The organism is Immundisolibacter sp. (assembly GCF_041625615.1).
In the GTDB taxonomy this organism is placed as follows: Bacteria; Pseudomonadota; Gammaproteobacteria; order Immundisolibacterales; family Immundisolibacteraceae; genus Immundisolibacter.
The window spans coordinates 1-26,692 of sequence record NZ_JBFJTF010000011.1; the positions used below are offsets into that span (position 1 = coordinate 1).

Genomic DNA, 26,692 nt, shown 5'->3' on the forward strand with positions numbered 1-26,692 from the left:
ATCGCCGATGCGCTCGAGCGCCCGCGCCGCCCACACCAGGTTCAGCGCCCAGGTGATGGTGCGCGGATCTTCCATCATGTAGGTGACCAGCTGGCGCAACACCGCCTCGTACTCCTGGTCGACCGCCAGGTCCTCGCGCTCGACTTCAAGCGCCGCGGTGACATCCATGCGCGCGAACGCGTCGAGCGCCTTGTTGAGCAGCCGGCGCGCCAGCTCGCCCATGTGCCGCATCGGCGGGCGTGAACGCCCGGGATCCAGGTTCGCCAACTCGAGTACCGTGCGCGCCACCCGCTCGGCCTGGTCGCCGATACGCTCCAGATCCGTGACGGTCTTGATGACGGCGAAGATCAGGCGCAGGTCGCCAGCCGCCGGCTGACGGCGCGCCAGGATGCGGCTGCATTCCTCGTCCAGGTTCAGTTCCAGCGCGTTGACCTGCAGGTCACCGCCGACCACGGAGGCCGCCAGCTGCGTGTCACCATCCTCGAGCGCCGAGATGGCGTCGGCGATCTGCCGCTCCACCACGCCACCCATGTGCAGCACGTGACTGCGCAGGTTCTCCAGATCCTGGTTGTACTGCTGCGAGATGTGGTGGCCGATGTCGTCTTTGCCCAGTGTCATGGCAGTGCCTCCGCCGTCAACCGTAACGACCGGTGATGTAGTCCTCGGTCTGCTTCGATTTTGGATTGGTGAAGATGAGGTTGGTGTCGCCGAACTCGACCAGTTCCCCCAGGTACATGAAGGCGGTGTAGTCCGACACACGGGCCGCCTGCTGCATGTTGTGGGTAACGATGAGGATGGTCACCTTGTCCTTGAGGCGGTGGATCAGCTCCTCGATGTTCGCGGTCGCGATCGGGTCCAGCGCCGAAGTCGGCTCGTCGAACAGCATCAGCTCGGGCTCGGTGGCCAAGGCGCGGGCGATGCACAGCCGCTGCTGCTGACCGCCGGACAGGTTGAAGGCCATGTCGTCGAGACGGTCGCTCACCTCGTCCCACAGCGAGGCGTCGCGCAGCGCGGCCTCCACCTTCTCGGCCATGACACGCCGGCTGCGCTCGCCGCGTACGCGCAGGCCGTACGCCACGTTCTCGAAGATCGACTTCGGAAACGGGTTCGGCTTCTGGAACACCATGCCGATGCGCATGCGCACCTCGATCGGGTCCACGCTGCGCTCGAGAATGTTGACGCCATCGGGCTGGAAGACGATTTCGCCCTCATAGCGGCTGCCGTCGTACAGGTCGTGCATGCGGTTGAAGCAGCGCAGGAAGGTCGACTTGCCGCAGCCGGAAGGGCCGATCAGGGCCGTCACGCGCCGCTCGGCCACCGGCAGGCTAACGCCCTTGAGCGCCTGCATGTCGCCGTAATAGAAATTCAGGTTCCGGGCCTCGGCCTTCAGCGCCGACAGCTCGACACCGGTCTTCTGCCCGGCCAGCTCGTTGGCTGACATCTCCATGACCGTCTCCTTCACCATTTGATCCGTTTGCGATAGCGCAGGCGCAGCCAGATGGCCAGGGCGTTCATCAGCAGCGTCAGCACCACCAGCACCATACCGGCGGCGGCGGCGTTCTCCTGGAAGGCCGCCTGCGGGCGCGATAACCAGTTGAACATCTGAATCGGCATGACCGTGAACGGCGAGCTCAACCACTCAAAGGAGATAAACGGGAACTCGCCGCCCACGGGCGCCTCCGGCAGGAAGGCGATGAACGTCAACGCACCGATGGTGATCACCGGCGCCGTCTCGCCGATGGCGCGTGCCAGACCGATGATCACGCCGGTCAGGATGCCACCGGTGGAGTAGGGCACCACATGGTCGCGCACCGTTTGCCAGCGCGTGGCGCCCAGCGCGTAGGCACCCTCGCGGATGGTGCCGGGAATGGCCCGAATGGCCTCGCGCGTGGCGACGATGATCACCGGCAGGATCAGCAGCGCCAGGGTCAGGCCGGCCGACAGGATGCTCTGCCCGAAGTCGAAGGCATACACAAACAGCCCCAACGCCAGCAGGCCGTAGATGATCGACGGTACGCCGGCGAGGTTGGTGACGTTGATCTCGATGATCTCCGTCAGCCAGTTCTTGCGCGCGTACTCCTCCAGGTAGACACCCGCGGCAATCCCGAGCGGGATCGCCGCCAGCGCAGTCACCAGCATGACCAGGCTGGAGCCCACCAGCGCGCTGAGGATGCCGGCCCGCTCGGCGCGACGCGACGGAAAGTTGCTGAAGAAATCCAGGTTCAGGCGCCCGGCGCCGTCGTGGATCAGCCCCGCCAGCAGCACCGCCAGGGTCAGCACGCCGACCATCAGGCTCAACAGGCCGATGATGACGAACACCTTGTCCCAATGTTTACCGCGCGCCACCAGGCGTCGCACGGTCTGAGCGTCGTAAGCCATCAGTAGGCCTCACGGAAACGCTTGCGCACCAGATGGCCGACGACGTTGAAGAACAGCGTCATCAGGACCAGCACCAGGCCGACAGCGAAGATACTTTGATACTCCAGGCTGCCGTGCGGGAGATCCCCGAGCGCAACCTGCACGATGAAGGCGGTGATCGTGGCACCGGACTCGCGCGGATCGAACGTGAAGTTCGGCTGCTGGCCCGCAGCCACCGCAACCACCATGGTCTCGCCGATGGCCCGCGAGATGCCCAGGATGTAGGCCGCGACGATGCCCGATGTTGCCGCCGGCATGACGACCTTGATCGCCGTCTGCAGACGTGTCGCACCCATGGCGTAGGAGCCTTCCCGCATGTGCATGGGCACGGCGCGCATGGCGTCCTCGGCCACCGAACTCACGTACGGAATGATCATGACCCCCATCACCAGGCCCGCTCCGAGCATGTTGAAGCCCGGCAGGTCCGGCATGAAGTATTGGAGCGCCGGCGTCACCATCAGCAGCGCAAAGTACCCGAACACCACGGTCGGAATACCGGCCAGCAACTCGAGCGTCGGCTTGACGATTTCACGCGTCCGATGCCCCGCGAACTCGGACAGATAAATCGCCGACACGGTGCCCACCGGCACCGCCAGGGACAGCGCCACGCCGGTCGTCGTCAGCGTGCCGGCGAGCAACGGCAGCACGCCGTAATGCTTGTCGGCGAACATGATCGTCCACTGCGTGTCGGTCAGAAATTCCGACAGTGGCACATGCTCGAAAAATGCCAGCGATTCGGTCACCAGAATGGCGACGATGGCCACCGTCACCGCCACGGCGGAGAAGGCAGCCAGAAACAGTACGGCTTCTATCAGGCGCTCGCCCCAATGGCGCCATGCACGGCGTTCAAAGCGGTTTGCCTGCGGCTCGGGGGTCGCTTCGGCGGTAATCACTTGGGAGGACACTGAGGACATGGCGGTAGACCGGGGGCGGCAAACTTTACCTGATCGTGGCGACCGACTGGGCAATGCGTCTCAACAATGCGGCACCGACATACGTCACCAGGGCGCGCCCGCGTGGCGGTCAGCCACCACGTGGACGCGCCCTGGTCCCGCGTTCGTTCCTAGTCCTTAGAGCCGGCCTTCGCGCTGGAGCAGCTCTTGCACCGACAGGCCAACCTCGGCCTCGCCACCGAAACCGGTACCGAGCTTGCCGTTTTTGACGTTGTCACGGGCCAGCTCGTAGGCATCGGCCGGCAGGTCGACGTAGCCGACTTCCTTGGCCAGCTCGCCGCCTTCGGTCAGGTAGAAGTCGACGAAATCACGCACCGCCGGACGCTTGACCGAGGCGTCCTTGACGTAGATGAAGATCGGGCGCGACAGCGGCGTGTAGGTGCCGTTGTTGACCGTCTTGACCGACGGCATGATCGCCTCGGCCTCGGCGTCGGCCTTGATCGGCACCGCCTTCAGCTTGTCCTTGTTCTCTTCGTAGTAGGCCAGGCCGAAATAGCCCAGCGCGCCCTTGTCGCGGGACACGAACTGCACCACCACGTTGTCGTCCTCGGACGCCTGGAAGTCGCCACGCGAAGCCTTGGACTCACCGACCACCGCCTCGGTGAAGTAGTCGAACGTGCCGGAATCGGCACCCGGACCGGCCAGCTTCAGCGGCATGTCGGGGAAGGTGGAACGGATCTGGTTCCAGTTGGTCACCTTGCCCTGCGCGGCCGGCTCCCACATCTTCTTCAGTTCGGCGACGGTCAGGTAGTCGACGAAATCGTTTTCCTTGTTGACCACCACGGTCAGGCCGTCAAAGGCCACCGGCAGCTCGAAGAACTTGATGCCGGCCTCGGCGCACAGCTTCATCTCGCTTTCCTTGATCGGCCGCGAGGCGTTCGAGATGTCCGTCTCGCCACGGCAAAAGCGCTTGAAGCCACCACCGGTACCGGAAATGCCCACCGTCACCCGGATGTCGCCACCGGACTTCAACTGGAACTCCTCGGCCACCGCTTCGGTGATCGGATACACGGTGCTGGAACCGTCGATCTGAATCAGCTCGGCCGCGTGCGCGCTGGACAGCAGGCCGGCGCCGACTACGCCCGCCAGGCCAGCCACCCGGGCCGCGGCCTTCAGGGAATCGGAAACGTATTTCATCGTGAACACTCCTTGGGCTTATGAGCGAAGCATCGTTTCGCCAGCTCGTGGCGCACTATGCGCCACGAGCATGACGCTCGGGAGACAGCCAGCTTAGAACTTGGCCTCGAAGTCCACCTGCAGCGTATCGACGCTGGCGTCGTCGGTGACGCTGGCGACATCCGACTCGGTCATGAAGTAGGTGACCCCGAAGGCGAAGTTCTTGTTGATGTCGTACTTCGCCTTGACCTTGTGACCGCGACCGCCGACCTTGCCGTTGGCGAAATCGGAATCGGTGAAGCCACCCACCACGCCGTTGCGCTGCACGTCGCGGTAGTTGTAGTCCAGCTTGACACCGGCCAGCTTGGTCATGAAACCGACCAGCCAGGCTTCGTCCTGATCGGCATCCACGCCACGCGCGGCGCTGTTCTTCACGTACTGGCCGTACAGGGACAGCGGCAGCGGCAGGCCGCCGAAGTCGACCTGACCGAAGGCCTCGTACAGGCGGAACTCGTCGGTGGTGTTGCCGTTGACGGCGAGGAACATGCTGTCCTCGTCGTTGTCGTAGGCGTAAATGCTGCCGCCGAGCAGGACGTTGATGTCGTCGGTCGCCGCGATACGCGTACCGATCTGGCCCGAGTACAGGCGTGCGTCGTGCTTGAACTGCACACCCTCGCCGTCGACATTGTCCTCGAGCACGAAGTACCCGGCGCTACCGAACAGCTCGGCACCGCCCAGGTCGGTGCTGTAGGTCACCGCCGCGCCTTCCGGGTTGATGTCGCCGTCCCAGACGATGTCGCCCACCGCTTCCCACGGCTGCTTCATCTTGCCGCCGATCACGTGCAGGCCGGCCACCGCTTCCGGGTGGTAGTCGATGTAGGCCAGGTCCAGCCACAGCTGCTTCTTCTCGAAGTAGTCGTCCAGGCTCTGGTTGGTGGAACGGGCGTCCGAGTCGCTACCCGAGGCAATGCGGATGCCGGTGTCCACTTCCGGGTTGATCTCGGTATAGGCGCCCAGACGGGCCCGGATGCGCTGGCGATCCTTGTCCTTGGTGTCCGGCAGATCCTCGATCTCGACGTTCTCGTACCGTACGCGCACGTCCCCCTGGAGCTGGGTCTTCAGGGCCCAGCCGAGCTTGTCCTGCAGTGCCGCCACCTGTTCGGAGCTGGCCTGCTCGCTGGCGGCCTGCTCGCTGGCCAGGTCCGCCTTCAGTTCGGCGTGCTGGGCGGCGGTGATGGAACCGTTGGCCAGCAGCATGTCCAGCAGCTTCTGGTCGACGTTGCCGGCAAAGGCCGGGGCGGCGGCGAGCAGCAGCCCGCCGCAAATGCCTGCTGTCAGTGAACGCATGCGAATCTCCCTGCGTTGTGCGGGCGGCATCTGGCCGCCAAACCAAACCGGGCCGAAGCGGGCCCGGGACGCGATCCACCCGGCCCGTGGCCGGCGAAACGGGGCGCAGTGTCACAGCGTTATGTGACGCATTCGTTACACGACGACAGGAAATGTGACGGCGAGCGACCGGCGGGCGCCGGAACAGCGTCAGCCGGCGCTGCGTTGCGCCCCACCGTGGCGGCATACCAGGTCGGCCGTAAACACGCAGCCGAAGCGGCTGCCCTCGCCAGGCGCGCTGTGGATGGTCAGCTCGGCACCGTGGCGGGCCAGCGCATGCTTGACGATGGCCAGACCCAGTCCGGTGCCGCCGCGCGCCCGCGAACGGCTGGCGTCGACCCGGTAGAACCGTTCCGACAGACGCGGCAGGTGCTCGGCGGCAATGCCCTCGCCGTTGTCCTGCACTTCGAACCGGGCGCCACCGTCCGGCGTGGCTCGCCAGCGCAGGCGGATCAGGCTGCCGTCGGGTGTGTGCTGGACGGCGTTGCTGACCAGGTTGGAGAAGGCGCTGCGCAGCTCCAGTTCGCTGCCGCGCAGCCACAGGCCGTCATCGACGTCCAGTTCCAGGCGGTGCGCGCGCGCACCGCTGAGCGCCTGCGCCTCGCTGCGGATCAGCTGCAGCATGTTCGGCACGTTGACGTCACCGCTGCTGGCGCGGCTGGTGTCGCCCTCCAGTCGCGCCAGCATGAGCATGTCATCGATGATGCGCTGCATGCGCACGGTCTGCTGGGTCATCAGCTCCAGCGGCCGGTGCCAGCGCTGCGGCACGTTGTCCGGCTCCACGGTCAGGGCTTCGAGGAAACCGAAGATGACGGTCAGCGGCGTGCGCAGTTCGTGCGAGGCGTTGGCCACGAAATCGCGCCGCACCTGCTCCAGAAGCCGAACCTTGGTGATGTCGCGCACCACCAGCAGACGCCGCCCCTGACCGAAGCTGACCACCTGCGCCTGCAGCACCACCTCGTCACCGCTCGGCGAGGGAAACTCCACACCCTCGGCGGGGTCGCCGACGCCGCTGAAATACGCTCCGAAAGCCGGGTGTCGCACCACGTTGGTAATGCGCTGACCGAGGTCGCGCGGGGTGCGCAGGCCGAGCAGGCGCTGCGCCGCCTCGTTGCACCAGTCGATGCGGCCGTCCTCGGCCAGCAGCACGGCGGCGTCCGGCAGCGCCGCGCTGGATTCCTCGAACCGCTGCACGATCAGGCCCAGCCGACGGCGCATGGCCGCCGCCTCGCGGCGGGTCCGATACAGACGGTCGAACAGCTCGCCCCACAGGCCGATCGATTCCGGCGTCTCGGCGTCGACCTGCAGGCTGGCCCGCAGACGCAGCACATTGCGCACATGCCACGCCAGATAGGCCACCAGTCCCACACAGGCGCCGACCGAAGCCGTGCCGGCCACGGCGCCCGCCAGCGCACCCGTTGCCAACAGGCCACCACCGAGCGCGATCTCCTCGCCGGCGCCGCGAATCACAACTCAGTCTTTGCCCGACAGGCGGTAGCCGGCGCCGCGTACGGTCTGGATCAGCCGGTCGCGACCCGCCGGCGCCAGCGCCTCGCGCAAACGACGCACGTGCACGTCGACGGTGCGCTCCTCGATGTACACGTTGCGGCCCCACACCTGGTCGATCAGCTGACCGCGACTGTAGACGCGGTCCGGATGCGCCATCAGGAACTGCAGCAGCCGAAACTCGGTCGGCCCGACCTTCAGCTCGGTCCCGTCGGCCTGCACCCGGTGGCCGACCGGATCCAGGCGCAGGCCATCCACCACCAGCTCTTCGCCGGCCGCGTGCGGCGCGCCGCGCCGCAACACTGCCTTGATGCGCGCCAACAGCTCACGCGGCGAGAACGGCTTGGTGATGTAATCGTCGGCACCGGCGTCGAGCCCCGTGACCACGTCGGCCTCCTGCGTGCGCGCGGTCAGCATGATGACCGGGATGTCGCGCGTACCGGGGTCACGCTTGAGCTCCCGCGCGAATTCGATGCCGCTTTGTCCCGGCAGCATCCAGTCGAGCACGATCAGGTCCGGGTTGCCGTCGGCCACACGCGTGCGTGCCTGACGCGTGTCGTGCGCCAGCTGGCACTGATAGCCCTGCTCGTCGAGGGCATAGGTCACCATCTCGCAGATGGCCGGCTCGTCTTCAACGATGAGGATGCGTATGGACATGGCTGAACCCGGTCAGTGAGGTGGCGGCGGCCAACCCTCACCGGCCGCCAGCGGCACGCAACGGCACCGCAACAAGCGCCCGGGACGGCGCGCCGCGCCTCGCGCACTTCCGTGCCCGATGCCGCGGAGCCGGTCCCGCCGGCGCGGCGGTCCCGGCACACTGGACGGCACCGTCCACGGCACGGTCCAGAACTCCCTTCAGCGCGGGCATTTGGCGACAGGATTGTTGCAGTTCCAAGACAGACCGGTGACGACGCTCAGCCCAGGTGCCGGCGCAGAAAGTCCACGCTGCGCTGCCAGGCGGTGGCCGCCGAGGCGGCGTCGTAGCTCGCACGCTGGTCGCAGTTGAAGCCGTGGTCGGCCGGATAGACATACAGCTCGGACTCATCGATGCCATCGGCCACCTCGCGGATGGCCTCGACGTCGGTCATCGGAATGAAATGGTCTTTCTCGCCGAAGTGGAACTGGATCGGGCAGCGAATCTGCCCGGCCTCGCCCAGGAAGTTGGCAATTCCGCCGCCGTAGTAGGCAACCGCCGCAGCCGGCTCCAGGTTGGCCGCGCTGCGAAAACTCAGCAGGCCGCCCATGCAGAAACCGAGCACGCCCACCTTGCCGCCGCCCTGACGCAGGTGACGCATGCAGGCATCAATGTCGGCCAGCGCCTTGGCGTGGTCGAGCGCCTGCATCAGTTCGAAGCCGCGGCCGAAATCCGCCTCGCCGTAACCGAGCTGCACGCCCGGCTCGCTGCGGTGAAACAGGTCCGGCGCCAGCACGTTGAAGCCGGCCTGTGCCAGACGGTCGCACACGGCACGGATGTGACTGTTGACGCCAAAAATTTCCTGGATCACCACCACGCTGCCAGCGGCCTGTCCGGAAGCCGGCACGTGATACGCGGAAAAGCTGCCGTCAGCGGCACTGATCGTGATGTCGCCCATGAGGAATCTCCTGTGCGTTGAACGGATTGACTGCGGCGCGCGCCGTCAGCCGGCGGCCGCGAACACGTCCGGGTAGACCGCCGCCGCCTCGAACACCGGACCGTCCACGCATACGCGTGCCATGGCCGGCCCGGCTGGCGTCTCCAGGGGCACCACGCAACCGGCGCAGCCGCCCACGCCGCAGGCCATATGCTCTTCCAGGCACAGCTGGGCCGGCAAGCCGTGACGGGCCGCCAGTGCCGCCGCGGCACGCAGCATGGGCGTCGGACCACAGGCCACCAGCTGGGTCTGCGCCAGGGCGTCGGCGTCGAGCGCCGACAGGTACGCGCCGGCCAGGTCCGTGACATGGCCCTCGAAGCAGCCGGCGAACCCCTGCCCGGATGCCAGCCGGCTCGGAATGCCCCAGTCCTCGGCCAGCGGCAGGGCGGCGATGGTATCGGCCGGCATGCCGTCCACCAGCAGGGTGGACGGCCGCGGCTGAAACGGAAACGGCACCTCGGAACCCAGCAGCAACACCGGCTGCCACGGTGCGGCGCGCAGCGTCTGCGCCAGGAACAGCACCGGCGGCATGCCGACGCCGCCACCGATGGCCACCACCCGTGGACGCGTCGGATCGGGCGCGAACGGCCGGCCGATCGGCCCCAGCACACTCAAGGCCTCCCCGGCGCCTTGCTGGGTCAGCGCACGGGTGCCGACGCCCACCGCCTTGTACAGCACCTCCACCTGCCCGCTGCGTGCATCCGCGCGCAGGATGGACAGTGGCCGGCGCAGCGGCAGCTGCGGCCCGCAGCGCAGATGCACGAACTGTCCCGGCAGGGCGCGGGCAGCGATGTCCGGTGCGTTCAGGCGCAGCAGGTAATGGCCGCCGGGAAGGGCGGTATTGGCGTCGATGACGGCATCCTGCAGCAGGATGCTGGCGTCAGCGGTCATGGGAATTCTCCGACAGGCGGTAGACGGTTCGGCCGCCGAGCAGGGTCAGCGTCACCCGGCCGCGCAGCGTGCGGCCCCAGGCCGGCGTGCACTGGCCGGCGCTGTGCCAGCTGGCGGCATCCACCGTCCAGCGGGCCTGCGGATCCACCACGCACAGATCGGCCACGGCGCCGGCGCTCAGGCGCCCGCCATCCCCGAGAATCGTTCCCGGCTCGCTGGTCAGAGCCGCCAGCGCGCGCCGCAGCGGCACCTCACCGGCATCGACCAGCTCCAGCACCAGCGCCAGCAGGGCCTCGAAGCCCGCCGCGCCCGGCGTGCAACGGGCAAACGGCCGCCGCTTGGCCTCGCCGTCGACCGCGCGGTGATCGGAACAGACCGCGTCGAGCGTGCCGTCGGCCAGCGCCGCGCGCAGCGCCGCGCGGTCGCCGGCCTCGCGCAGCGGCGGACGCAGGTGGAAGGCCGGCGCATAGGCGCCGATATCCTCGTCGGTGAAATGCAGGTTCCACACCGGCGTGTCGGCGGTCACCGCCAGGCCGGCGGCCTTGGCCGCCCGCAGCAGTGCCACGCCGGCGGCACTCGACACCCCGTGCACATGCACCCGCGCCTGACAGGCGGTGGCCAGCGCCAGCGCCCGCGACAGTGCGGTCACCTCGGCCGCCACCGGAATGCCGGTCAGGCCCAGCTGCACACCGACCGCACCCTCGTGCACACAGCCATCGCCGGCCAGCTCGGCATCCTCGGCGTCGATCACCGCCGTCAGCCCGTGGCCGTGCGCGTACTCGAGGCCGCGGCGCAGCACGCGTGCCCCGATCGGCTGGCCACCCTGGCCGACCAGGCGGCAACCGGCCCGGCGCAACAGGCCGAGTTCCGCCAGCTGCTCGCCGCCCAGGCCCGCCGTCAGGGCGCCGACCGGCGCCAGGCGCAGCAGGCCCAGCGCCCGCGCACCGTCCCGCAGGCGCCCGATCACCGCCGGATTGTCCCAGCCGGCGGCCGGAGCCGGCATGACGCCCAGTTGCGTGATGCCGCCGGCGGCGGCGGCCTGCAGCTCGCGCCGCGACAGCGCATCCGGACTGCCGACCTGACCGGCCAGATCCACCAGCCCGGGCAGCACCCAGCGCCCGCGCACGTCCAACACCTCGCCGTCGCCGTGGTCCGGCAACGGGCCGATGGCAACGATGCGGCCGTCCTCGACGCGCACGTCGGCCACCGTGTCGGTGCCGCTGGCGGGGTCGATGACGCGCCCGCCGCGCAGCGTCAGCCGTGTCGCGTCACTCATCGCCACCACTCCCGCGCCCGAGCGTCTGCGCCAGCACCGCCATGCGGATGGCGATGCCGTTGGTGACCTGCGGCAGGATCAGCGAGCGCTTCCCGTCGGCCACTGCCGAGGCAATCTCCACGCCGCGGTTGATCGGGCCCGGGTGCATCACCAGCGCATCCGGCCGCGCCGCCGCCAACGCCGCCTCGGTCAGGCCGTACAGCGCGAAATACTCGCGGTCCGAGGGCACGAAACCGCCGGTCATGCGCTCGCGCTGCAAGCGCAGCATCATCACCACGTCGACACCGTCCAGCCCCTCGCGCGGGTCGTGACAGACCCGCCCGCCGAGACTCGCCAGACGCGGCGGCACCAGCGTCGGCGGGCCGACCAGCCGGATGTCGTCGACGCCCAGCAGGCGCAGGCCGGCCAGTTGCGAACGGGCCACGCGCGAGTGCAGCACGTCGCCGACGATGGCCACCTTGAGCCCCTCGAAACCGCCGCGGTGCTGGCGGATGGTGTACAGGTCCAGCAGCGCCTGCGTCGGGTGGGCGTGACAGCCGTCACCGGCGTTGACCACCGCCACCTGCGGCGCCACGTGGCTGGCGATCAGCTGCGCCGCGCCGCTGTCGGCGTGCCGCACCACAAAGGCGTCGGTCTGCATGGCCTCGAGGTTGGCGATGGTGTCGAGCAGGCTCTCGCCCTTGCTGGTGGACGATGCCGGCACATCCAGCGTCACCACGTCGGCCGACAGGCGCTTGGCGGCGATCTCGAAGGTGGTGCGGGTACGCGTCGACGCCTCGAAGAACAGCAGCACCACGGTCTTGCCACGCAGCAGCGGCACGCTCTTGATGCTGCGCCCGCCGACCTCGACCAGCGAGTCGGCCAGCGTGAACAGCGCGTCCACGGTGTCGCGCTGCAGGCCTTCCAGCGTCAGCAGGTGGCGCAGACGCCCCTGAGCGTCGTACTGGATCGCGCCCAGGCGCTTCGCCAGCGCGGCGTTCATGCCGGCTCCACGGTGGCGCGCAGCGGCTGCGGGCCGGACAGGCGCAGGCGCCGGTCGGCCGGCAACGCCAGCTGCAGCCCGACCGCATCGGCGGCCACCGGCAACTCGCGCCCGCCGCGGTCGACCAGCACCAGCAGGCGCACACAGGCCGGGCGACCGAAATCGAACAGCTCGCGCAGCGCCGCGCACACCGTACGGCCGGTGTGCAGCACATCGTCGACCAGCACGATCTGCCGGTTGTCGACGCTCGGCGGCAACGACGACGGCCGCACGGCGGACTTGAGTCCGGCACGCTGCAGGTCGTCGCGGTAGAAGCCAACGTCCAGGCCGGCCACCGGCGTGGTCAGGCCCAGGCGCTGGTGCAGCCATTGCGCCAGCCAGATGCCACCGGTCTCGATGCCGACCAGCAGCGGATCGTCCAGCCGGAGGGCAGCACAGGCGGTGGCCAGATGCTCCAGCGCGGCGGCCAGATCGGCCTCAGTGGGCGTGTTCGGCAAGCCAGGTCTCCACAATGATGGCGGCCGCCACGGCGTCGCGCCGCTCACGCATGGCCGGCGGGCGTCTGCCGTCGGCGGCCAGCCGTGCCTCGGCCTCGTGCGAGGACAGCCGCTCGTCGATCAGCGCCACGGCCAGGCCACTGCGGTCGCCCAGTTCGGTGGCGAAGCGGCGCGCTGCCTGGCTGACCGTGGTGTCGCTGCCGTCGGCGGCCAGCGGCAGGCCGACCACCAGCGTTTGCGGACGCCACTGCGCCAGCAACGCGTCGAACGCGCCCCAGCCGCCAAACTGCGGATTGACCAGCGTCGTCAGCGGTGTGGCGGTACCGGTCAGCGCCTGGCCGGTGGCCACGCCGACGCGCTTTTGGCCGTAGTCGAAGCCCAGCACCAGACCGCTCACGCGTGACCTGCGCGACCGGGCAGCAGGTCCAGGTCGACACCGATCGAGGCGGCCGCCGCGCGCCAGCGCTGCTCCACCTCCATGCCAAACAGCAGGTCCGCCCGGCCGGGCGCAGTCAACCAGGCGTTGTCGGCCAACTCCTGCTCAAGCTGGCCGGCGCCCCAACCGGCATAGCCCAGGCAGACCAGGAAATCCTCGGGCCCCACACCGCGGGCAATGCTGGCCAGCAAGTCCATGGAGCCCGTCAAACCGATCTCGCCCGTGACCGCCAGGGTCGAATCCCAGCGTCCCAGCGGCCGGTGCAGGATCAGGCAGGCGTTGTCCTGCACCGGCCCACCGGAGTAGACCGGCAGGCCCGCGATGGCCGAGTCGGCGGCCTGCAGGCCGACCTGCGCCAGCAACTCGCCGAGGCTCAGCGGCAGCGGACGGTTGACGACCAAACCCAGGGCACCGCCCTCACCGTGCTCGCACAGATAGGTAACCGACTGGCGAAACGTGCCGTCCGCCAGCGTCGGCATGGCAATCAGCAAGTGGTGGCTCAGGTCGAGGGTATCGGGCATGGCGGCATTCTAGCAGCGCTGTCCTGTCGGCCCGCCGCACAACACCGGCGCCGAGACGACTCAGTTGTCGGCCAGCGCCCGACCGTCGATGAACTGCCAGGTACGGGTGATGACCAGGATGTCGGCTTCTTCCCGGATGTCCGGCGGAAACGGCGCGTAGGGCGCCGCCAGGCGCACGATGTCCTGCGCCGCGCGATCCAGCACCGCGTGGCCCGAGCTGCGGCGCAGGACACTGTCGATGAGGCTGCCATCCGGCGCGATACGCACCGACAGACGCAGGCTGCCGGACAGGCCCTGGCGGCGCGCCTCGGCCGGGTAGTTGAGCCGGCCGATCGCTTCCACCTTGCGCCGCCAGGCCTCCATGTAGGCCGCGTACTTGTACTCGCGCGTGCGCGCCGTGATGAACTTCTCGCGCGGAATCTTGGCGTAGGCGCGCTGCTGGGCGTCCAGGCGTGCCTGCAGCTGCGCGTACCGCCGCGCCCCGCTCATCAGAGCCTCGGCACTGGGCGTGTGTGCGGCCGGCCCCGACTCAGGGGCGGCCTGCACTTTCGCCGGCTTGTCTTGTGAGCTGGTGAGCAGCTGCCGCTTGGCCGGCGCCGGCGCCGGCACGGGTGGCGTCGGGTCCGGCGCCGGGGCCGGTGCCGCCGGCTGCGGGCGCCCCGGCGCCACCGTCGTGGGGACACGCGGCTTCGAATGGTTGCCGCCCCCGGCGCTGCTGACCTCGGCCAGGTAGTCGGCCTCCTTGGGCGCCCGCTGGGCGGGCGCGCGCTGCACCAGGGTGATTTCCAGCGTTGGTGCCACGCTGGGCGGCGGCGGCTGCGGCAGACGCACGTGCAGGCCCAGCGCCAGCACCAGATGCACCGCCAGCGCATACAGCACGGTCACGGTCAGCCGCGCCCCCGGCGGCATGGGAGCGGCTGTACGCATGGACAGCGCCGCTGCGTCGCTCATGCCGCCGCGGTCAGCGCTCGGCCAGGCGCCGCTCGATGGCGTCGAACACCTGGCCGGCGATGTTCAGGCCGTACAGGGCGTCCAGCTCGCGGGCGCAGGTGGGACTGGTGACGTTGATCTCGGTGAGGTAGTCGCCGATCACGTCCAGACCGACGAACAGCAACCCTTTCTCGCGCAGCGTGGGACCGACCTGCGCGGCAATCCAGCGGTCGCGGTCGGTCAGCTCACGGCCCTCGCCGCGGCCACCGGCGGCCAGGTTGCCGCGCGTCTCGCCGGCCGCCGGGATGCGCGCCAGGGCGTGCGACACCGGCTCTCCGTCGACCATCAGGATGCGCTTGTCGCCGTGCACGATGTCCGGAATGTAGCGCTGCGCCATGATCGGCCGCGCCTGGTGGCGCGTCAGCGTCTCGATCACCACACCGAGATTGGGATCACCTTCGCGCAGCCGGAACACCGACGCGCCGCCCATCATGTCCAGCGGTTTCAGGATGATGTCGCCGTGCTCGTCCAGGAAGGACCGGATGTGCCGGTCCGAACTGGTCACCAGGGTCGGCGGCGTGCACTGGCCGAACCAGGCCGTGTACAGCTTCTCGTTGACCTCGCGCAGCGCCTGCGGGCGGTTCACCACCAGCACGCCGGCATGCTCGGCCCGTTCGAGCAGGTAGGTGGTGTACAGGTACTCCTGATCGACCGGCGGGTCCTTGCGCATGAGGATGACGTCGAGCTCCGCCAACGGCCCGAACGCCTCGCCGCGAAAATTGAACCAGTGCTTCGGGTCGTCCTGCACCTCGACCAGGCGACGGCTGGCGAACACCCGCCCGTCGCGCATCAGCAGGTCGGACTGCTCCATGTAGTGCAGCTCGCAGCCGCGCCGCTGCGCCTCGAGCATCAGCGCCAGCGTGGTGTCCTTCTTCGGCTTGATGCCGGCGATGGGGTCCATGATGACCCCGACCCGATACTCAGCCATGGGCAGCCATCTCCCGCGCCGCCGCCAGCAGCGCCAGCCGCGCCACCACGCCGTAGGCGTAGAAGCGGTTCGGCGCCGCATCCGGCGCCTGGCCGCAGTCCGGCGTGTTGCACGGCTCGACGAAGGCCAGCGGCTCGAAATGCATGCCCGGCGCGTTCAGGTTCTCGTCCGCGCCGCGACCGGTGTGCACGCGGTAGAAGCCGCCGACCACGTGCTGGTCGATCATGTACACCACCGGCTCGGCCACCGCCGGCGGGTCGCCGACCGTCTCGAAGGTGTACACGCCTTCCTGCATGATCACCTGGCGCACCGCCTGGCTGTCCTTGCTGGCCGCCATGCGCTTGCGCTCCTTGCGGTTCAGGTCGCGCACGTCATCGACGCTGCGGGCGGTCATCACGCCCATGCCGTAGCTGCCGGCGTCGGCCTTGATGATGACGAACGGCTCGCGGTCGATGCCGTACTCACGGTACTTCAGGCGGATCGATTCGAGCAGCACCTCGACGTTGCCGGCCAGGCACTCCTCACCTTCGCGGGCCAGGAAATCCACCTCGCCGCACTGGCGGAAATAGGGGTCGATCAGCCATGGATCGAGCTCGATGCGCGCGCCGAACTCGCGCGCCACGTCACGGTAGTGGCCGAAGTGCACCGACTTGCGCCGCTGCGACCAGCCCAGCGCCAGCGCCGGCAGCACCGGTTGCGCCACGCCTTCCAGCACCGGCGGCCGGCCGGCCGACAGGTCGTTGTTGAGCAACACGAAACAGGGGTCGAAACCGGCCACGCCGACGCGCTCGCCGTGGCGCTGCAGGGGCTCCAGGCGCAGGCTGGCGCCGGACGGCAGCGACAGCGTCTGCGGCGCGCTCAACTCCGCCAGCAGCGAGCCGATGCGCACCTCGTAACCGGCGCTTTCCAGGATGCGCTTCAGGACCGCCACGCTCTCCAGGTAGAACTGGTTGCGGGTGTGGCTTTCCGGGATCAGCAACACGCCGCACGAGCGCGGACAGACGCGCTCAATGGCGTTCTGCATGGCCTGCACGCACAGCGGCAGCGAACGCTCGCCGAGGTTGTTGAAACCGGCCGGGAACAGATTGGTGTCCACCGGCGCCAGCTTGAAGCCGGCATTGCGCAGGTCGACCGAGCAGTACAGGGGGGCCTGGGTGGCGCGAAACTGGTCGCGGAACCACCCCTCAATGGCGACCTGCCGGTGCAGCAACTGCGCCTCGAGCTGCAACAACGGGCCGGTCAGGCTGGTCATCAGATGCGGCACCGGCGATGCGGCGGGCGAGACGTCGTTCATGGTGTCAGTGCGATCGCGGGACGGGCGGCTATTGAAGCACAGCGACGGCGACACCCGGCCTGCCTGAGATCAGCCCTTCGACACGCGCCGTCACCGCGCCCATCGGGCCGCTCGACTCACGCCCAGGCCCGCCTCAACTGCGCGACGCCCCTTCCCGGCTGCGACCCGGCACCACCGCCTCCACCCACAGGCCTATCTCCACCGCCTGACGCGGCGGGATGCGGTAGAAGTCGGTGGCGCGCAGCGCGTTGCGGAACATGAACACATAGAACCGCTCGCGCAGGCGGTCCAGCCAATGCATGTCCGGCGGGACGATCAGCGTCTCGCGGCCAATGAAATACGTAATCTCGGTCGGATCAACCGTCAGCCCCTGGGTCGCGGCCGCCTCCATGGCGCGCGGCAGGTCGGGGTTCTCGGCGAACCCGTACCGCACGAACAGGCGGTAGAAACCCTGCTCCAAAGGCTCCACCAGCAGGCGCTCGTCGGGCGGCACACGCGGCGTGTCGCGGTTTTCCACCGTCAGCAGAATCACCCGCTCGTGCAGCGCGTGGGCATGGCGCAGGTGGTGCTGCAGGGCCGGCGGGGCACCCAGCTTCGGCGCCGTCATGAACACCGCCGCGCCCGGCACGCGCGCCACCCGTTCTCGCGCCAGGCGCGAGAACAGCGTCGGCAGGGGCAGGGTCTCGGTGCGCAGCATGCCGATCAGGTTCTGCCGCCCCCACGCCCAGTTGCGCATCAGCGCATAGATGACCGCGCCGAACACCAGCACGATCCATCCGCCACGCGGAATGCGCAGCAGGTTGGCGGTAAAGAACGTGAGGTCCACCGTGAGGAAGGTCAGCGTGACCAGCGCCGCCGCATACGCCGGCCAGCGCGCGCGCCAGCGCAGGGCGAAATACAGCATGCCGGTGGTGATGACCAGGGAGATGCTGATCGCCAGGCCGTACACGACCGCCAGAGCGCTGGACGAGCGGGTGGCCAGCACCACGATGATGCACGCGATGGCCAGCACCACATTCAGCGCCGGCAGGTAAACCTGCCCGGCCGTGGCGGCGGATGTCTGGATCACTTTCAGACGCGGCACCAGGCCCATCTGGATGGCCTGCCGGGTGATGGAAAACGCACCCGAAATCACCGCCTGCGACGCAATCACCGTGGCCGCGGTGGCCAGGGCGATCAGCGGGAACAGCAGCGGCCGCGGCGCCAGCTCGAAGAACGGCTGCACCACCGTGCCCGGATGGGTCAGGTAATGCGCGCCCTGCCCGAAGTACGACAACAGCAGCGACGGAAACACCAGGGCGAACCACGCCAGCACGATCGGCCGGCGCCCGAAGTGGCCCAGGTCCGCGTACAGCGCCTCCGCGCCGGTAACCACCAGAAACACTGCGCCCAACACCACCAGCGCCGTCATGCGCTGCTCCACCAGAAACTGGATGGCATAGCGTGGATCGACGGCCGCCAGCACCTGCGGCGCCTCGAGCACCGCGCGCGCGCCGAGCACGCCCATGGTCAGGAACCACACCGCGGTGATCGGCCCGAACAGCGCGCCGATTCCGGCCGTGCCGCGTTTTTGCAGCCTGAACAGGCCGATCAGAATGCCCACTGTGATGGGCACCACGGCCGGCGCCATTTGCGGCGCCGCCACCGTCAGCCCCTCGACGGCCGACAGCACCGAGATCGCCGGCGTGATGACGCCGTCGCACAACACCAGCGCCGCGCCGAGCACCGCCAGCGCCTGAATCACGCCCCCCAGGCGCTGGCCGCGCATGTGACGCTGGGGACGCAGCAGCGCCAGCAGCGCCAGCAGCCCGCCCTCGCCGCGGTTGTCGTGACGCAGCACCAGCATCTGATACTCGAACGTGATCAGCAGCGTCAGTGCCCAGAACATCAGCGACAGCACGCCGAGCACATTGTCCGGGGTCGGCTCGACGCCACGGCTGAAGCACTCGCGCAGGGCGTAGATGGGACTGGTGCCGATGTCGCCGTAAACGACGCCGAGTGCGCCGAGGCTCAGCAGGCCGAGCCGGCGCACGCCGGTTGCTCCGTGGGGTTGACTCATCAGGTGTCGTTCAGCTCGCGCTCAGGCGCAGGGCACCCCGGTGCCACCGAGGCCGCAATATCCGGCGGGATTCTTGGCCAGATACTGCTGGTGATAATCCTCGGCGTAGTAGAACGGCCCGGCCGCGGCGATTTCGGTGCTGATCGGCCCGTACCCGGCCCCCGCCAGGGCGGCGGCGTAGGCGGCGCGGGAAGCCTCGGCGGCGGCGTGCTGTGCGTCGCCGAAGGTGTAGATGGCGGAACGGTACTGGGTGCCGATGTCGTTGCCCTGGCGCATGCCCTGGGTGGGATCGTGACTCTCCCAGAACACGCGCAGCAGCGCCTCGTACCGGATCTGCGCCGGGTCGTACACCACCAGCACCACCTCGGTGTGGCCGGTGGCGCCGCTGCAGACTTCCTCGTAGGTCGGGTTCGGCGTGTGGCCGCCGGCGTAACCGACCGCCGTGGTCCATACCCCGGGCTGCTGCCAGAAGCGCCGCTCGGCGCCCCAGAAACAGCCCAGGCCGAACACCGCCTGCTGCAGCCCTACCGGGAAGGGGCCCTGCAGCGGATGTCCGAGCACCACGTGTCGGTCAGCGACCGGCATCGCGGTCGCGCGGCCGGGCAAGGCCTGCTCCGGCGTGGGTAGCTCCAGCGATTTGCCGAACAGACGCATGCATCCCCCCGCAGGCGTGAGAGCGAAATTATAGGCGCGCGGCCTGACCGGCCGCGCTCAAACCAGCGACGGCACGGCGTACAGATCGTGCGCGTCGGCGTCCTCGACGTCCACCAGCAGCACATCGCCGACCGCCACACCCTCGGCGTCGGACAGGTACACCACGCCGTCGATTTCCGGCGCGTCCGCATAACTGCGGGCGATGGCGCCGTCGTCGCCGATCTGGTCGACCAGCACCTCCAGGGTGCGGCCGATCTTGTCCTGCAAGCGCCGCGCGCTGATGGCGGCCTGTCGCTCCATGAAACGGGCGAGCCGCTCCTGCTTCACCGCTTCCGGCACCGCGCCCGGCAGGGCGTTGGCCGCGGCACCGGCCACCGGCGAGTAGGGGAAGCAGCCGACGCGGTCCAGCTGCGCCTGGTCGAGGAACGCCAGCAGCGCCTCGAAATCGGCCTCGGTCTCGCCCGGAAAGCCGACGATGAAGGTGCTGCGAACGGTCAGATCCGGACACACCGCGCGCCAGCCGTGAATGCGCTCGAGCGTGTTCTCCACCGCCGCCGGCCGGCGCATGGCCTTCAGGATGGCCGGGCTGGCGTGCTGCAGCGGCACGTCGAGGTAGGGCAGCACCAGGCCGTCGGCCATCAGCGGAATCAGCGCGTCGACGTGGGGATAGGGGTAGACGTAATGCAGGCGCACCCAGGCGTCGAGCTGGCCCAGCTCGCGCGCCAGCGTCACAAGATCGCCTTTCAGCGGCCGGCCGCCATGAAAGCCGGTGCGGTACTTCACGTCCACGCCGTAGGCGCTGGTGTCCTGCGAGATCACCAGCAGCTCGCGCACGCCGGCGTCGACCAGGGCTTCCGCCTCGGTCAGCACGTCACCGATCGGACGGCTGACCAGGTCGCCGCGCATCGACGGAATGATGCAGAAGCTGCAACGGTGGTTGCAGCCCTCGGAAATCTTCAGGTACGCGTAGTGCGGCGGTGTCAGGCGCAGCCCCTGCGGCGGCAGCAGGTCGACGTAGGGGTCGTGCGCGCGCGGCGGCGGGGGCGGCAGGTGCCGCTGCACCGCGGTCACCACCTCGGCATAGGCATGCGGACCGGTGACCGCCAGTACCTGCGGGTGGTGCTCGAGAATCTCGCTGGCCTGCGCACCCAGGCACCCGGTGACGATGACCTTGCCGTTCTCGGCCAGCGCCTCGCCGATGGCATCCAGCGATTCGCGCTTGGCGTCGTCGATGAAACCACAGGTGTTGACCACCACCAGGTCGGCACCGGCGTAACTGTCCGACAGCGCATACCCGCCGCCACGCAGCTCGGTCATGATGCGTTCCGAGTCGACCAGCGCCTTGGGACAGCCAAGGCTGACGAAACCAATGGTGGGAAGCGACATGCAGCGGGGCCGTGGAAGGCCGGATGACGTGGGCGCAAGGGCGCGGATTCTAGCAGCATGCAACCGGCGCCGAACCCGAACCGCGCCGCCGACCGCCGGGCACTGCGCCACACGCCGGTTTGAAACCCTGCCTTCAACTGGCGTAGGGTAGCCTCGACTGCCGTACCGACCGCACTGCTGCAAGGGGAACCGCCTACCCGGACCGCCGCATGCAGAACACGGACCCCGCCACCGGCCAGCCGCACCGGCTGACCGAACACGACGTCTACCTGTTCCGCGAGGGTTCCCACACCCGGCTGTACCAAAAACTTGGTGCCCACCCGTGCAGCGAGGGCGGTCGCCAGGGCGTGCACTTCGCGCTGTGGGCGCCCAACGCCGCGCGGGCGTCGGTGATCGGCGATTTCAACGACTGGAACCCGGACGCCCATCCGCTGCATGCCCGCGACGACCAGTCCGGCATCTGGGAAGGTTTCGTCGCCGGCCCGACGGTCGGCGCTCATTACAAGTTCCACATCGTCTCGCGCTACCACGGCTACCGGGTGGACAAGGCCGACCCGTTCGCCGTGTGCAGCGAGGCGCCGCCACACACCGCCTCGCGCGTGTGGTCGCTGGACTACGACTGGGGCGACGCCGACTGGATGGCGCGGCGCGCCCGCGCCAATGCGCTCGACGCGCCGATGGCGGTGTACGAGGTGCACCTGGGTTCGTGGCGGCGCACGGCGGAGGCGGGCGACCGCCCGCTGACCTACCGCGAGCTGGCACCGCTGCTGGCGGCCCACGTGCAGGCGCTCGGCTTCACCCACGTCGAACTGCTGCCGGTCATGGAGCACCCGTTCTACGGTTCCTGGGGCTACCAGACCACCGGCTATTTCGCGCCGACCGCCCGCTACGGCAGCCCGCAGGACCTGATGTACCTCATCGACCACCTGCACCGCGCCGGCATTGGCGTGATCCTGGACTGGGTGCCGTCGCACTTCCCGTCGGACGAGCACGGCCTGGCCTACTTCGACGGCACGCACCTGTTCGAGCACGCCGACCCGCGCCAGGGCTATCACCCGGAGTGGAACAGCGCCATCTTCAACTACGCCCGCGACGAAGTGCGGGCGTTTTTGCTGTCCAGCGCCCTGTTCTGGCTGGACCACTACCACGTCGATGGCCTGCGCGTGGACGCGGTGGCGTCCATGCTGTACCTGGACTATGCCCGCCGCGACGGCGAGTGGATCCCCAACCGCCACGTCGGGCGCGAGAACCTGGAGGCGATGACCTTCCTGCGCCGCCTGAACGAGGCCGTCTACCGCGACCATCCGGACGTGCAGACCTTCGCCGAGGAGTCCACCGCCTGGCCCATGGTGTCGCGCCCCAGCTACGCCGGCGGGCTGGGCTTCGGCCTCAAATGGAACATGGGCTGGATGCACGACACCCTGAAGTACTTCCAGCTCGACCCCATCCACCGCCGCCACCACCACGGCCAGGTCTCGTTCAGCATCTGGTACGCCTTCAGCGAGAACTTCATCCTGCCGCTCTCGCACGACGAGGTGGTGCACGGCAAGGGCGCCCTGATCGGCAAGATGCCCGGCGACGAGTGGCGCCAGTTCGCCAACCTGCGCCTGCTGTACGGCTACATGTGGGCGCATCCGGGCAAGAAGCTGCTGTTCATGGGCGGCGAGTTCGGCCAGCGGCGCGAGTGGCAGCACGACGAGGGCCTCGAATGGCACGTGCTGCAGTACCCGCTGCACGGCGGCCTGCAGCAGTGGGTGGGCGACCTCAACCACTGCTACCGCCAGCAGCCGGCCCTGTACACGCAGGACTTCACCCCGGACGGCTTCGCCTGGGTGGACTTTCATGACTGGGAGCAATCGGTGCTCAGCTTCCTGCGCCGCGGCACCGACCCGGACGACATACTGCTGGTCGTGTGCAACTTCACCCCGGTGCCGCGCCACAACTACCGCGTCGGCGTGCCGCGCGGCGGGCGCTGGCGCGAGCTGCTCAACAGCGACGCCACCACCTACGGCGGCAGCGGCGTGGGCAACCTGGGCGAGATCGAGACCGCGCCCGTGGCCGCGCAGGGCCACTACCAGTCGTTGTCGCTGGTGTTGCCGCCGCTGGGGGTGCTGTACCTGAAACCGGTCGACGGGGGCTGAGCCCGATGCCCGCATCCACGCGCACCGACGCCACCCTCCCACCGCCCATCACGGTCGAGGGCCGTCAGCGGGTGGTCATCGAGGGCGTGACGCCATGCGTCGACGGCGGGCGCTTTGCGATCAAGCGCGTGCTCGGCGAGTCGGTGCAGGTCGAGGCGGACATCTTCTGCGACGGCCACGACGTGCTGCGCTGCCTGCTGCGCCACCGCCACGGTGCCGACGACCCGTGGCGGGAAACACCGCTGCGGGCGGTGGGCAACGACCGCTGGCGGGGCAGCTTCACGGTCGACACCCTGGGCACGTACGAGTACACGCTGACCGCCTGGGTCGACCCGTTCCTGACCTGGCAGCACGACCTGCTGCGCCGGCAGGACCCGCAGGACATCGCCCTGGCGCAGCAGATCGGCGCCAGCCACCTGGCGGCCGCCGCGGCGCGCGCCGACGGCGACGACCGTCAGCGCCTGCACGCACTGGCCGACCGCCTGCTGGCCGCCGCGCCCCAGGACGCCGCCACGGTGGCCAGCGACGGCGAACTGCTGGCGCTGATGGCCCGTCACGGCGAACGGCGCTTCGCCGCCACCCATGCGCCCGTACTGACGGTGTGGGCCGAACCCGTGCGGGCACGCTTTTCCGCCTGGTACGAGCTGTTCCCGCGCTCGTGCCTGCGCGAAGGCCAGAGCCACGGCACGCTGGCCGGCGCCGAACAGCGCCTGCCGGACATCGCCGCCATGGGCTTCGACGTGCTGTACCTGCCGCCGATACACCCCATCGGCCGCGCCTTTCGCAAGGGCCCCAACAACACCCTGGTGGCCGGACCGGACGACCCCGGCTGTCCGTGGGCCATCGGCGCCGCCGAGGGCGGCCACACCACCGTGCACCCGCAGCTGGGCACGCTGGACGACTTCCGCCGCCTGCTGACGCGGGCCCGCGAGCACGGCATCGAACTGGCCATGGACCTGGCCTTCCAGTGCGCGCCAGACCATCCCTATGTCGGCGAGCACCCGGCCTGGTTCCGCTGGCGACCGGACGGCACCGTGCAGTATGCGGAGAACCCGCCCAAGAAATATCAGGACATCTACCCGTTCGACTTCGAGACCGACGACTGGCAGGCCCTGTGGCAGGAACTGCTGGGCGTCACGAACTTCTGGCTCGAACAGGGCGTGCGCATCTTCCGCGTCGACAACCCGCACACCAAGCCGTTCGCGCTGTGGGCGTGGCTGATCGGCGACGTCAAGCGCCGCCACCCGGACGCCATCTTCCTGTCCGAGGCGTTCACCCGGCCGCGCATCATGCACCGCCTGGCCAAGCTCGGCTTCACGCAGTCGTACACCTACTTCGCCTGGCGCAACACCAAGCAGGAGCTGACCGACTACTTCACCGAACTGGCCCAGCACACGTCGCGCGAATACTTCCGCCCCAACCTGTGGCCGAACACGCCGGACATCCTGACCGAGTTCCTGCAGTTCGGCGGGCGGGCGGCGTTCATGCTGCGCGGCGCGCTGGCGGCCACCCTGGGGGCCAGCTACGGCGTCTACGGCCCGGCCTTCGAGCTGTGCGAGCACGCGCCGCGCGAGCCGGGCAGCGAGGAATACCGCGATTCGGAGAAATACCAGGTGCGCCGCTGGGACCTGACCCGGGCGGACAGCCTGCGCGACTACCTGACCCGCCTGAACCGCATCCGGCGCGACAACCCGGCCCTGCAGGCGGACTGGAGCCTGCGCTTTCACCCGGTCGACAACGACCTGCTGCTGTGCTTCAGCAAATCGCCACCGGACGACGACGAGGGCGACGTGATCGTGGTGGTGGCCAACCTCGACCCGCACCACACGCAGACCGGCTGGATCGACCTGCCGCTGGCCGACCTCGGCATCGACCCGCAGCGGCCCTATCAGGCGCACGACCTGCTGTCCGGCGCGCGCTACCTGTGGCAGGGCGCGCGCAACTTCGTGCAGCTCGACCCGGCGGCGGCGCCCGTGCACATCCTGCGCCTGCGCCGGCGCCTGCGCAGCGAACGCGACTTCGACTACTTCCAATGAACACGGCCAGCGACACCCATCCCGCCGCCGCCGACACCGACTGGTGGCACGACCCGCTGTGGTTCAAGGACGCCATCATCTACGAGCTGCACGTGAAGGCGTTCTTCGACAGCAACCAGGACGGTATCGGCGACTTCCGCGGCCTGACCGAGAAGCTCGACTACCTCAAGGAACTGGGCGTCAACACGCTGTGGCTGCTGCCGTTCTACCCGTCGCCGTTTCGTGACGACGGCTACGACATCGCCGACTACCACAACGTCGACCCGCAGTACGGCACGCGCGCCGACTTCAAGCAGTTCGTGCGCGAGGCGCACCGCCGCCACCTGAAGGTGATCACCGAGCTGGTCATCAACCACACCTCGGACCAGCATCCGTGGTTCCAGGCCGCCCGCCAGGCGCCGCCGGGCTCGTCCAAGCGCAACTACTACGTGTGGAGCGACGACGACCACCGGTTCGCCGACACCCGCATCATCTTCACCGACACCGAAAAATCCAACTGGGCCTGGGACGACACCGCCGGGGCCTACTACTGGCACCGCTTCTTCTCGCACCAGCCGGACCTGAACCACAACAACCCGGCCGTGGTGAAGGCGGTGATCCGCATCATGCGCTTCTGGCTGGACATGGGCGTCGACGGCCTGCGCCTGGACGCCATCCCCTACCTGTGCGTGCGCGAGGGCACCTCCAACGAGAACCTGCCCGAAACGCACGCCGTCATCCGCCAGATGCGTGCGGTCATCGACGCCCATTACGGCAACCGCATGCTGCTGGCCGAGGCCAACCAGTGGCCGGAGGACGTGCGCGAGTACTTCGGCGACGGCGACGAGTGCCACATGGCCTACCACTTCCCGCTGATGCCGCGCCTGTACATGGCCATCGCCCAGGAGGACCGCCACCCCATCGTCGAGATCATGGCGCAGACGCCGGACATCCCGGACAACTGCCAGTGGGCCATCTTCCTGCGCAACCACGACGAGCTGACCCTGGAGATGGTCACCAGCCGCGAGCGCGACTACATGTACAGCATGTACGCCGCCGACCCGCGCATGCGCGTCAACGTCGGCATCCGCCGCCGCCTGGCGCCGCTGATGGACAACCACCGCGAGAAGATCGACCTCATCAACTTCCTGCTGATGACCCTCCCCGGCTCGCCGATCCTCTACTACGGCGACGAGATCGGCATGGGCGACAACATCTACCTGGGCGACCGCAACGGCGTGCGCACCCCCATGCAGTGGAGCCCGGACCGCAACGGCGGGTTCTCGCGCACCGACCCGCAGCGGCTGTTCCTGCCGCCGATCATGGACCCCATCTACGGATACGACGCCGTCAACGTGGAGGCCCAGACGCGCAGCCCGTCATCACTGCTGAACTGGCTCAAGCGCCTGATCGCCGCGCGCAAGAACCACCGTGCCTTCGGCCGCGGCACGCTGCGCTTCCTGGAACCGGGCAACCGCAAGATCCTGGCCTATGTGCGCGAATGGCAGGACGAGAAGATCCTGTGCGTGGTCAACCTGTCGCGCCAGGCGCAGCCGGTGGAACTGAACCTCGCCGAATTCCGCGGCCGGGTGCCGGTGGAACTGCTCGGCCA

Annotated in this window: 24 protein-coding genes; 3 read left to right on the forward strand and 21 right to left on the reverse strand. The window is 68.9% G+C overall.

All coding sequences use genetic code 11. The features are described from left to right. The 21 genes from phoU to rimO form a co-directional block, all read right to left on the reverse strand. Positions 1-618: phosphate signaling complex protein PhoU (gene phoU / locus ABYX71_RS01705; protein ID WP_372694291.1), on the reverse strand; the 618-nt coding region annotated here is incomplete at its 3' end. A 16-nt stretch (positions 619-634) separates the two neighbouring features. Then, a complete protein-coding gene (gene pstB / locus ABYX71_RS01710) occupies positions 635-1,441 on the reverse strand; it encodes a phosphate ABC transporter ATP-binding protein PstB (RefSeq protein ID WP_372694334.1) in 807 nt (268 codons plus the stop codon). Between the two features lie 17 nt (positions 1,442-1,458). Further along, entirely contained in the window at positions 1,459-2,379 is a 921-nt protein-coding gene (gene pstA / locus ABYX71_RS01715) for a phosphate ABC transporter permease PstA (protein ID WP_372694293.1), read from the reverse strand. Next, complete coding sequence (pstC, locus tag ABYX71_RS01720) at positions 2,379-3,332, reverse strand: phosphate ABC transporter permease subunit PstC (protein ID WP_372694295.1); 954 nt, start codon at positions 3,330-3,332, stop codon at positions 2,379-2,381. Before pstC ends, pstA begins: the two co-directional genes overlap by 1 nt. 156 nt (positions 3,333-3,488) lie before the next feature. Then, positions 3,489-4,508 carry a PstS family phosphate ABC transporter substrate-binding protein gene (locus tag ABYX71_RS01725; protein ID WP_372694297.1) on the reverse strand — a complete coding sequence of 340 codons (1,020 nt, stop codon included), beginning with the start codon at positions 4,506-4,508 and terminating at the stop codon, positions 3,489-3,491. A 93-nt stretch (positions 4,509-4,601) separates the two neighbouring features. Continuing rightward, the gene (locus ABYX71_RS01730; protein WP_372694336.1) at positions 4,602-5,840 is read right to left on the reverse strand and encodes a putative porin; all 1,239 of its coding nucleotides are present in this window, start codon (positions 5,838-5,840) and stop codon (positions 4,602-4,604) included. Positions 5,841-6,023: 183 nt separating this feature from the next. Then, entirely contained in the window at positions 6,024-7,343 is a 1,320-nt protein-coding gene (gene phoR / locus ABYX71_RS01735) for a phosphate regulon sensor histidine kinase PhoR (protein WP_372694299.1), read from the reverse strand. A gap of 3 nt (positions 7,344-7,346) precedes the next feature. Next, a complete protein-coding gene (gene phoB, locus ABYX71_RS01740) occupies positions 7,347-8,036 on the reverse strand; it encodes a phosphate regulon transcriptional regulator PhoB (RefSeq protein WP_372694301.1) in 690 nt (229 codons plus the stop codon). A 257-nt stretch (positions 8,037-8,293) separates the two neighbouring features. Further along, positions 8,294-8,971 (reverse strand): dienelactone hydrolase family protein, encoded by a 678-nt coding sequence (locus ABYX71_RS01745; RefSeq protein ID WP_372694303.1) that lies wholly within the window; start codon positions 8,969-8,971, stop codon positions 8,294-8,296. A 45-nt stretch (positions 8,972-9,016) separates the two neighbouring features. Continuing rightward, positions 9,017-9,901: a dihydroorotate dehydrogenase electron transfer subunit gene (locus tag ABYX71_RS01750; protein ID WP_372694305.1), complete on the reverse strand. Its 885-nt coding sequence runs from the start codon at positions 9,899-9,901 to the stop codon at positions 9,017-9,019. Then, positions 9,891-11,177, reverse strand: a complete 1,287-nt coding sequence (locus ABYX71_RS01755) for a dihydroorotase family protein (protein ID WP_372694306.1) — start codon at positions 11,175-11,177, stop codon at positions 9,891-9,893. Before ABYX71_RS01755 ends, ABYX71_RS01750 begins: the two co-directional genes overlap by 11 nt. Continuing rightward, positions 11,170-12,159 (reverse strand): aspartate carbamoyltransferase catalytic subunit, encoded by a 990-nt coding sequence (locus ABYX71_RS01760; protein WP_372694308.1) that lies wholly within the window; start codon positions 12,157-12,159, stop codon positions 11,170-11,172. Before ABYX71_RS01760 ends, ABYX71_RS01755 begins: the two co-directional genes overlap by 8 nt. Next, positions 12,156-12,656, reverse strand: coding sequence for a bifunctional pyr operon transcriptional regulator/uracil phosphoribosyltransferase PyrR (gene pyrR / locus ABYX71_RS01765; RefSeq protein WP_372694310.1), 501 nt, complete (start codon positions 12,654-12,656; stop codon positions 12,156-12,158). Before pyrR ends, ABYX71_RS01760 begins: the two co-directional genes overlap by 4 nt. Next, positions 12,637-13,053, reverse strand: a complete 417-nt coding sequence (gene ruvX, locus ABYX71_RS01770; protein ID WP_372694312.1) for a Holliday junction resolvase RuvX — start codon at positions 13,051-13,053, stop codon at positions 12,637-12,639. Before ruvX ends, pyrR begins: the two co-directional genes overlap by 20 nt. Then, on the reverse strand, positions 13,050-13,613 hold the full coding sequence (locus ABYX71_RS01775) for a YqgE/AlgH family protein (protein WP_372694314.1): 564 nt from the start codon (positions 13,611-13,613) through the stop codon (positions 13,050-13,052). Before ABYX71_RS01775 ends, ruvX begins: the two co-directional genes overlap by 4 nt. 60 nt (positions 13,614-13,673) lie before the next feature. Further along, positions 13,674-14,564: a TonB family protein gene (locus ABYX71_RS01780; protein WP_372694316.1), complete on the reverse strand. Its 891-nt coding sequence runs from the start codon at positions 14,562-14,564 to the stop codon at positions 13,674-13,676. A gap of 10 nt (positions 14,565-14,574) precedes the next feature. Beyond that, complete coding sequence (gene gshB, locus ABYX71_RS01785; protein WP_372694318.1) at positions 14,575-15,531, reverse strand: glutathione synthase; 957 nt, start codon at positions 15,529-15,531, stop codon at positions 14,575-14,577. Continuing rightward, positions 15,524-16,825, reverse strand: coding sequence for a glutamate--cysteine ligase (gene gshA / locus ABYX71_RS01790; protein WP_372694320.1), 1,302 nt, complete (start codon positions 16,823-16,825; stop codon positions 15,524-15,526). Before gshA ends, gshB begins: the two co-directional genes overlap by 8 nt. Before the next feature lie 133 nt (positions 16,826-16,958). Next, positions 16,959-18,884, reverse strand: a complete 1,926-nt coding sequence (locus ABYX71_RS01795; protein ID WP_372694322.1) for a potassium transporter Kup — start codon at positions 18,882-18,884, stop codon at positions 16,959-16,961. Positions 18,885-18,905: 21 nt separating this feature from the next. Then, entirely contained in the window at positions 18,906-19,538 is a 633-nt protein-coding gene (gene msrA / locus ABYX71_RS01800; protein WP_372694324.1) for a peptide-methionine (S)-S-oxide reductase MsrA, read from the reverse strand. A gap of 57 nt (positions 19,539-19,595) precedes the next feature. Beyond that, entirely contained in the window at positions 19,596-20,924 is a 1,329-nt protein-coding gene (gene rimO, locus ABYX71_RS01805; protein ID WP_372694326.1) for a 30S ribosomal protein S12 methylthiotransferase RimO, read from the reverse strand. Positions 20,925-21,133: 209 nt separating this feature from the next. Between rimO and glgB the strand changes: the two genes are divergently transcribed. The 3 genes from glgB to treS form a co-directional block, all read left to right on the forward strand. Beyond that, a complete protein-coding gene (gene glgB, locus ABYX71_RS01810; RefSeq protein ID WP_372694328.1) occupies positions 21,134-23,065 on the forward strand; it encodes a 1,4-alpha-glucan branching protein GlgB in 1,932 nt (643 codons plus the stop codon). A gap of 5 nt (positions 23,066-23,070) precedes the next feature. Further along, positions 23,071-25,101 (forward strand): alpha-1,4-glucan--maltose-1-phosphate maltosyltransferase, encoded by a 2,031-nt coding sequence (locus tag ABYX71_RS01815; RefSeq protein WP_372694330.1) that lies wholly within the window; start codon positions 23,071-23,073, stop codon positions 25,099-25,101. Then, positions 25,098-26,692: maltose alpha-D-glucosyltransferase (treS, locus tag ABYX71_RS01820; protein ID WP_372694332.1), on the forward strand; the 1,595-nt coding region annotated here is incomplete at its 3' end. The genes ABYX71_RS01815 and treS, both read left to right, overlap by 4 nt.

What these genes read in the sequence shown, in the direction of transcription:
- pstB (WP_372694334.1), bottom strand. Translation starts at nt 1,441, where the DNA reads ATGTCAGCCAACGAGCTGGCCGGGCAGAAGACCGGTGTCGAGCTGTCG.
- pstA (WP_372694293.1), bottom strand. Translation starts at nt 2,379, where the DNA reads ATGGCTTACGACGCTCAGACCGTGCGACGCCTGGTGGCGCGCGGTAAA.
- pstC (WP_372694295.1), bottom strand. Translation starts at nt 3,332, where the DNA reads ATGTCCTCAGTGTCCTCCCAAGTGATTACCGCCGAAGCGACCCCCGAG.
- ABYX71_RS01725 (WP_372694297.1), bottom strand. Translation starts at nt 4,508, where the DNA reads ATGAAATACGTTTCCGATTCCCTGAAGGCCGCGGCCCGGGTGGCTGGC.
- phoB (WP_372694301.1), bottom strand. Translation starts at nt 8,036, where the DNA reads ATGTCCATACGCATCCTCATCGTTGAAGACGAGCCGGCCATCTGCGAG.
- ABYX71_RS01745 (WP_372694303.1), bottom strand. Translation starts at nt 8,971, where the DNA reads ATGGGCGACATCACGATCAGTGCCGCTGACGGCAGCTTTTCCGCGTAT.
- ABYX71_RS01750 (WP_372694305.1), bottom strand. Translation starts at nt 9,901, where the DNA reads ATGACCGCTGACGCCAGCATCCTGCTGCAGGATGCCGTCATCGACGCC.
- ABYX71_RS01755 (WP_372694306.1), bottom strand. Translation starts at nt 11,177, where the DNA reads ATGAGTGACGCGACACGGCTGACGCTGCGCGGCGGGCGCGTCATCGAC.
- ABYX71_RS01760 (WP_372694308.1), bottom strand. Translation starts at nt 12,159, where the DNA reads ATGAACGCCGCGCTGGCGAAGCGCCTGGGCGCGATCCAGTACGACGCT.
- ABYX71_RS01775 (WP_372694314.1), bottom strand. Translation starts at nt 13,613, where the DNA reads ATGCCCGATACCCTCGACCTGAGCCACCACTTGCTGATTGCCATGCCG.
- ABYX71_RS01780 (WP_372694316.1), bottom strand. Translation starts at nt 14,564, where the DNA reads ATGAGCGACGCAGCGGCGCTGTCCATGCGTACAGCCGCTCCCATGCCG.
- gshB (WP_372694318.1), bottom strand. Translation starts at nt 15,531, where the DNA reads ATGGCTGAGTATCGGGTCGGGGTCATCATGGACCCCATCGCCGGCATC.
- gshA (WP_372694320.1), bottom strand. Translation starts at nt 16,825, where the DNA reads ATGAACGACGTCTCGCCCGCCGCATCGCCGGTGCCGCATCTGATGACC.
- ABYX71_RS01795 (WP_372694322.1), bottom strand. Translation starts at nt 18,884, where the DNA reads ATGAGTCAACCCCACGGAGCAACCGGCGTGCGCCGGCTCGGCCTGCTG.
- msrA (WP_372694324.1), bottom strand. Translation starts at nt 19,538, where the DNA reads ATGCGTCTGTTCGGCAAATCGCTGGAGCTACCCACGCCGGAGCAGGCC.
- rimO (WP_372694326.1), bottom strand. Translation starts at nt 20,924, where the DNA reads ATGTCGCTTCCCACCATTGGTTTCGTCAGCCTTGGCTGTCCCAAGGCG.
- glgB (WP_372694328.1), top strand. Translation starts at nt 21,134, where the DNA reads ATGCAGAACACGGACCCCGCCACCGGCCAGCCGCACCGGCTGACCGAA.
- ABYX71_RS01815 (WP_372694330.1), top strand. Translation starts at nt 23,071, where the DNA reads ATGCCCGCATCCACGCGCACCGACGCCACCCTCCCACCGCCCATCACG.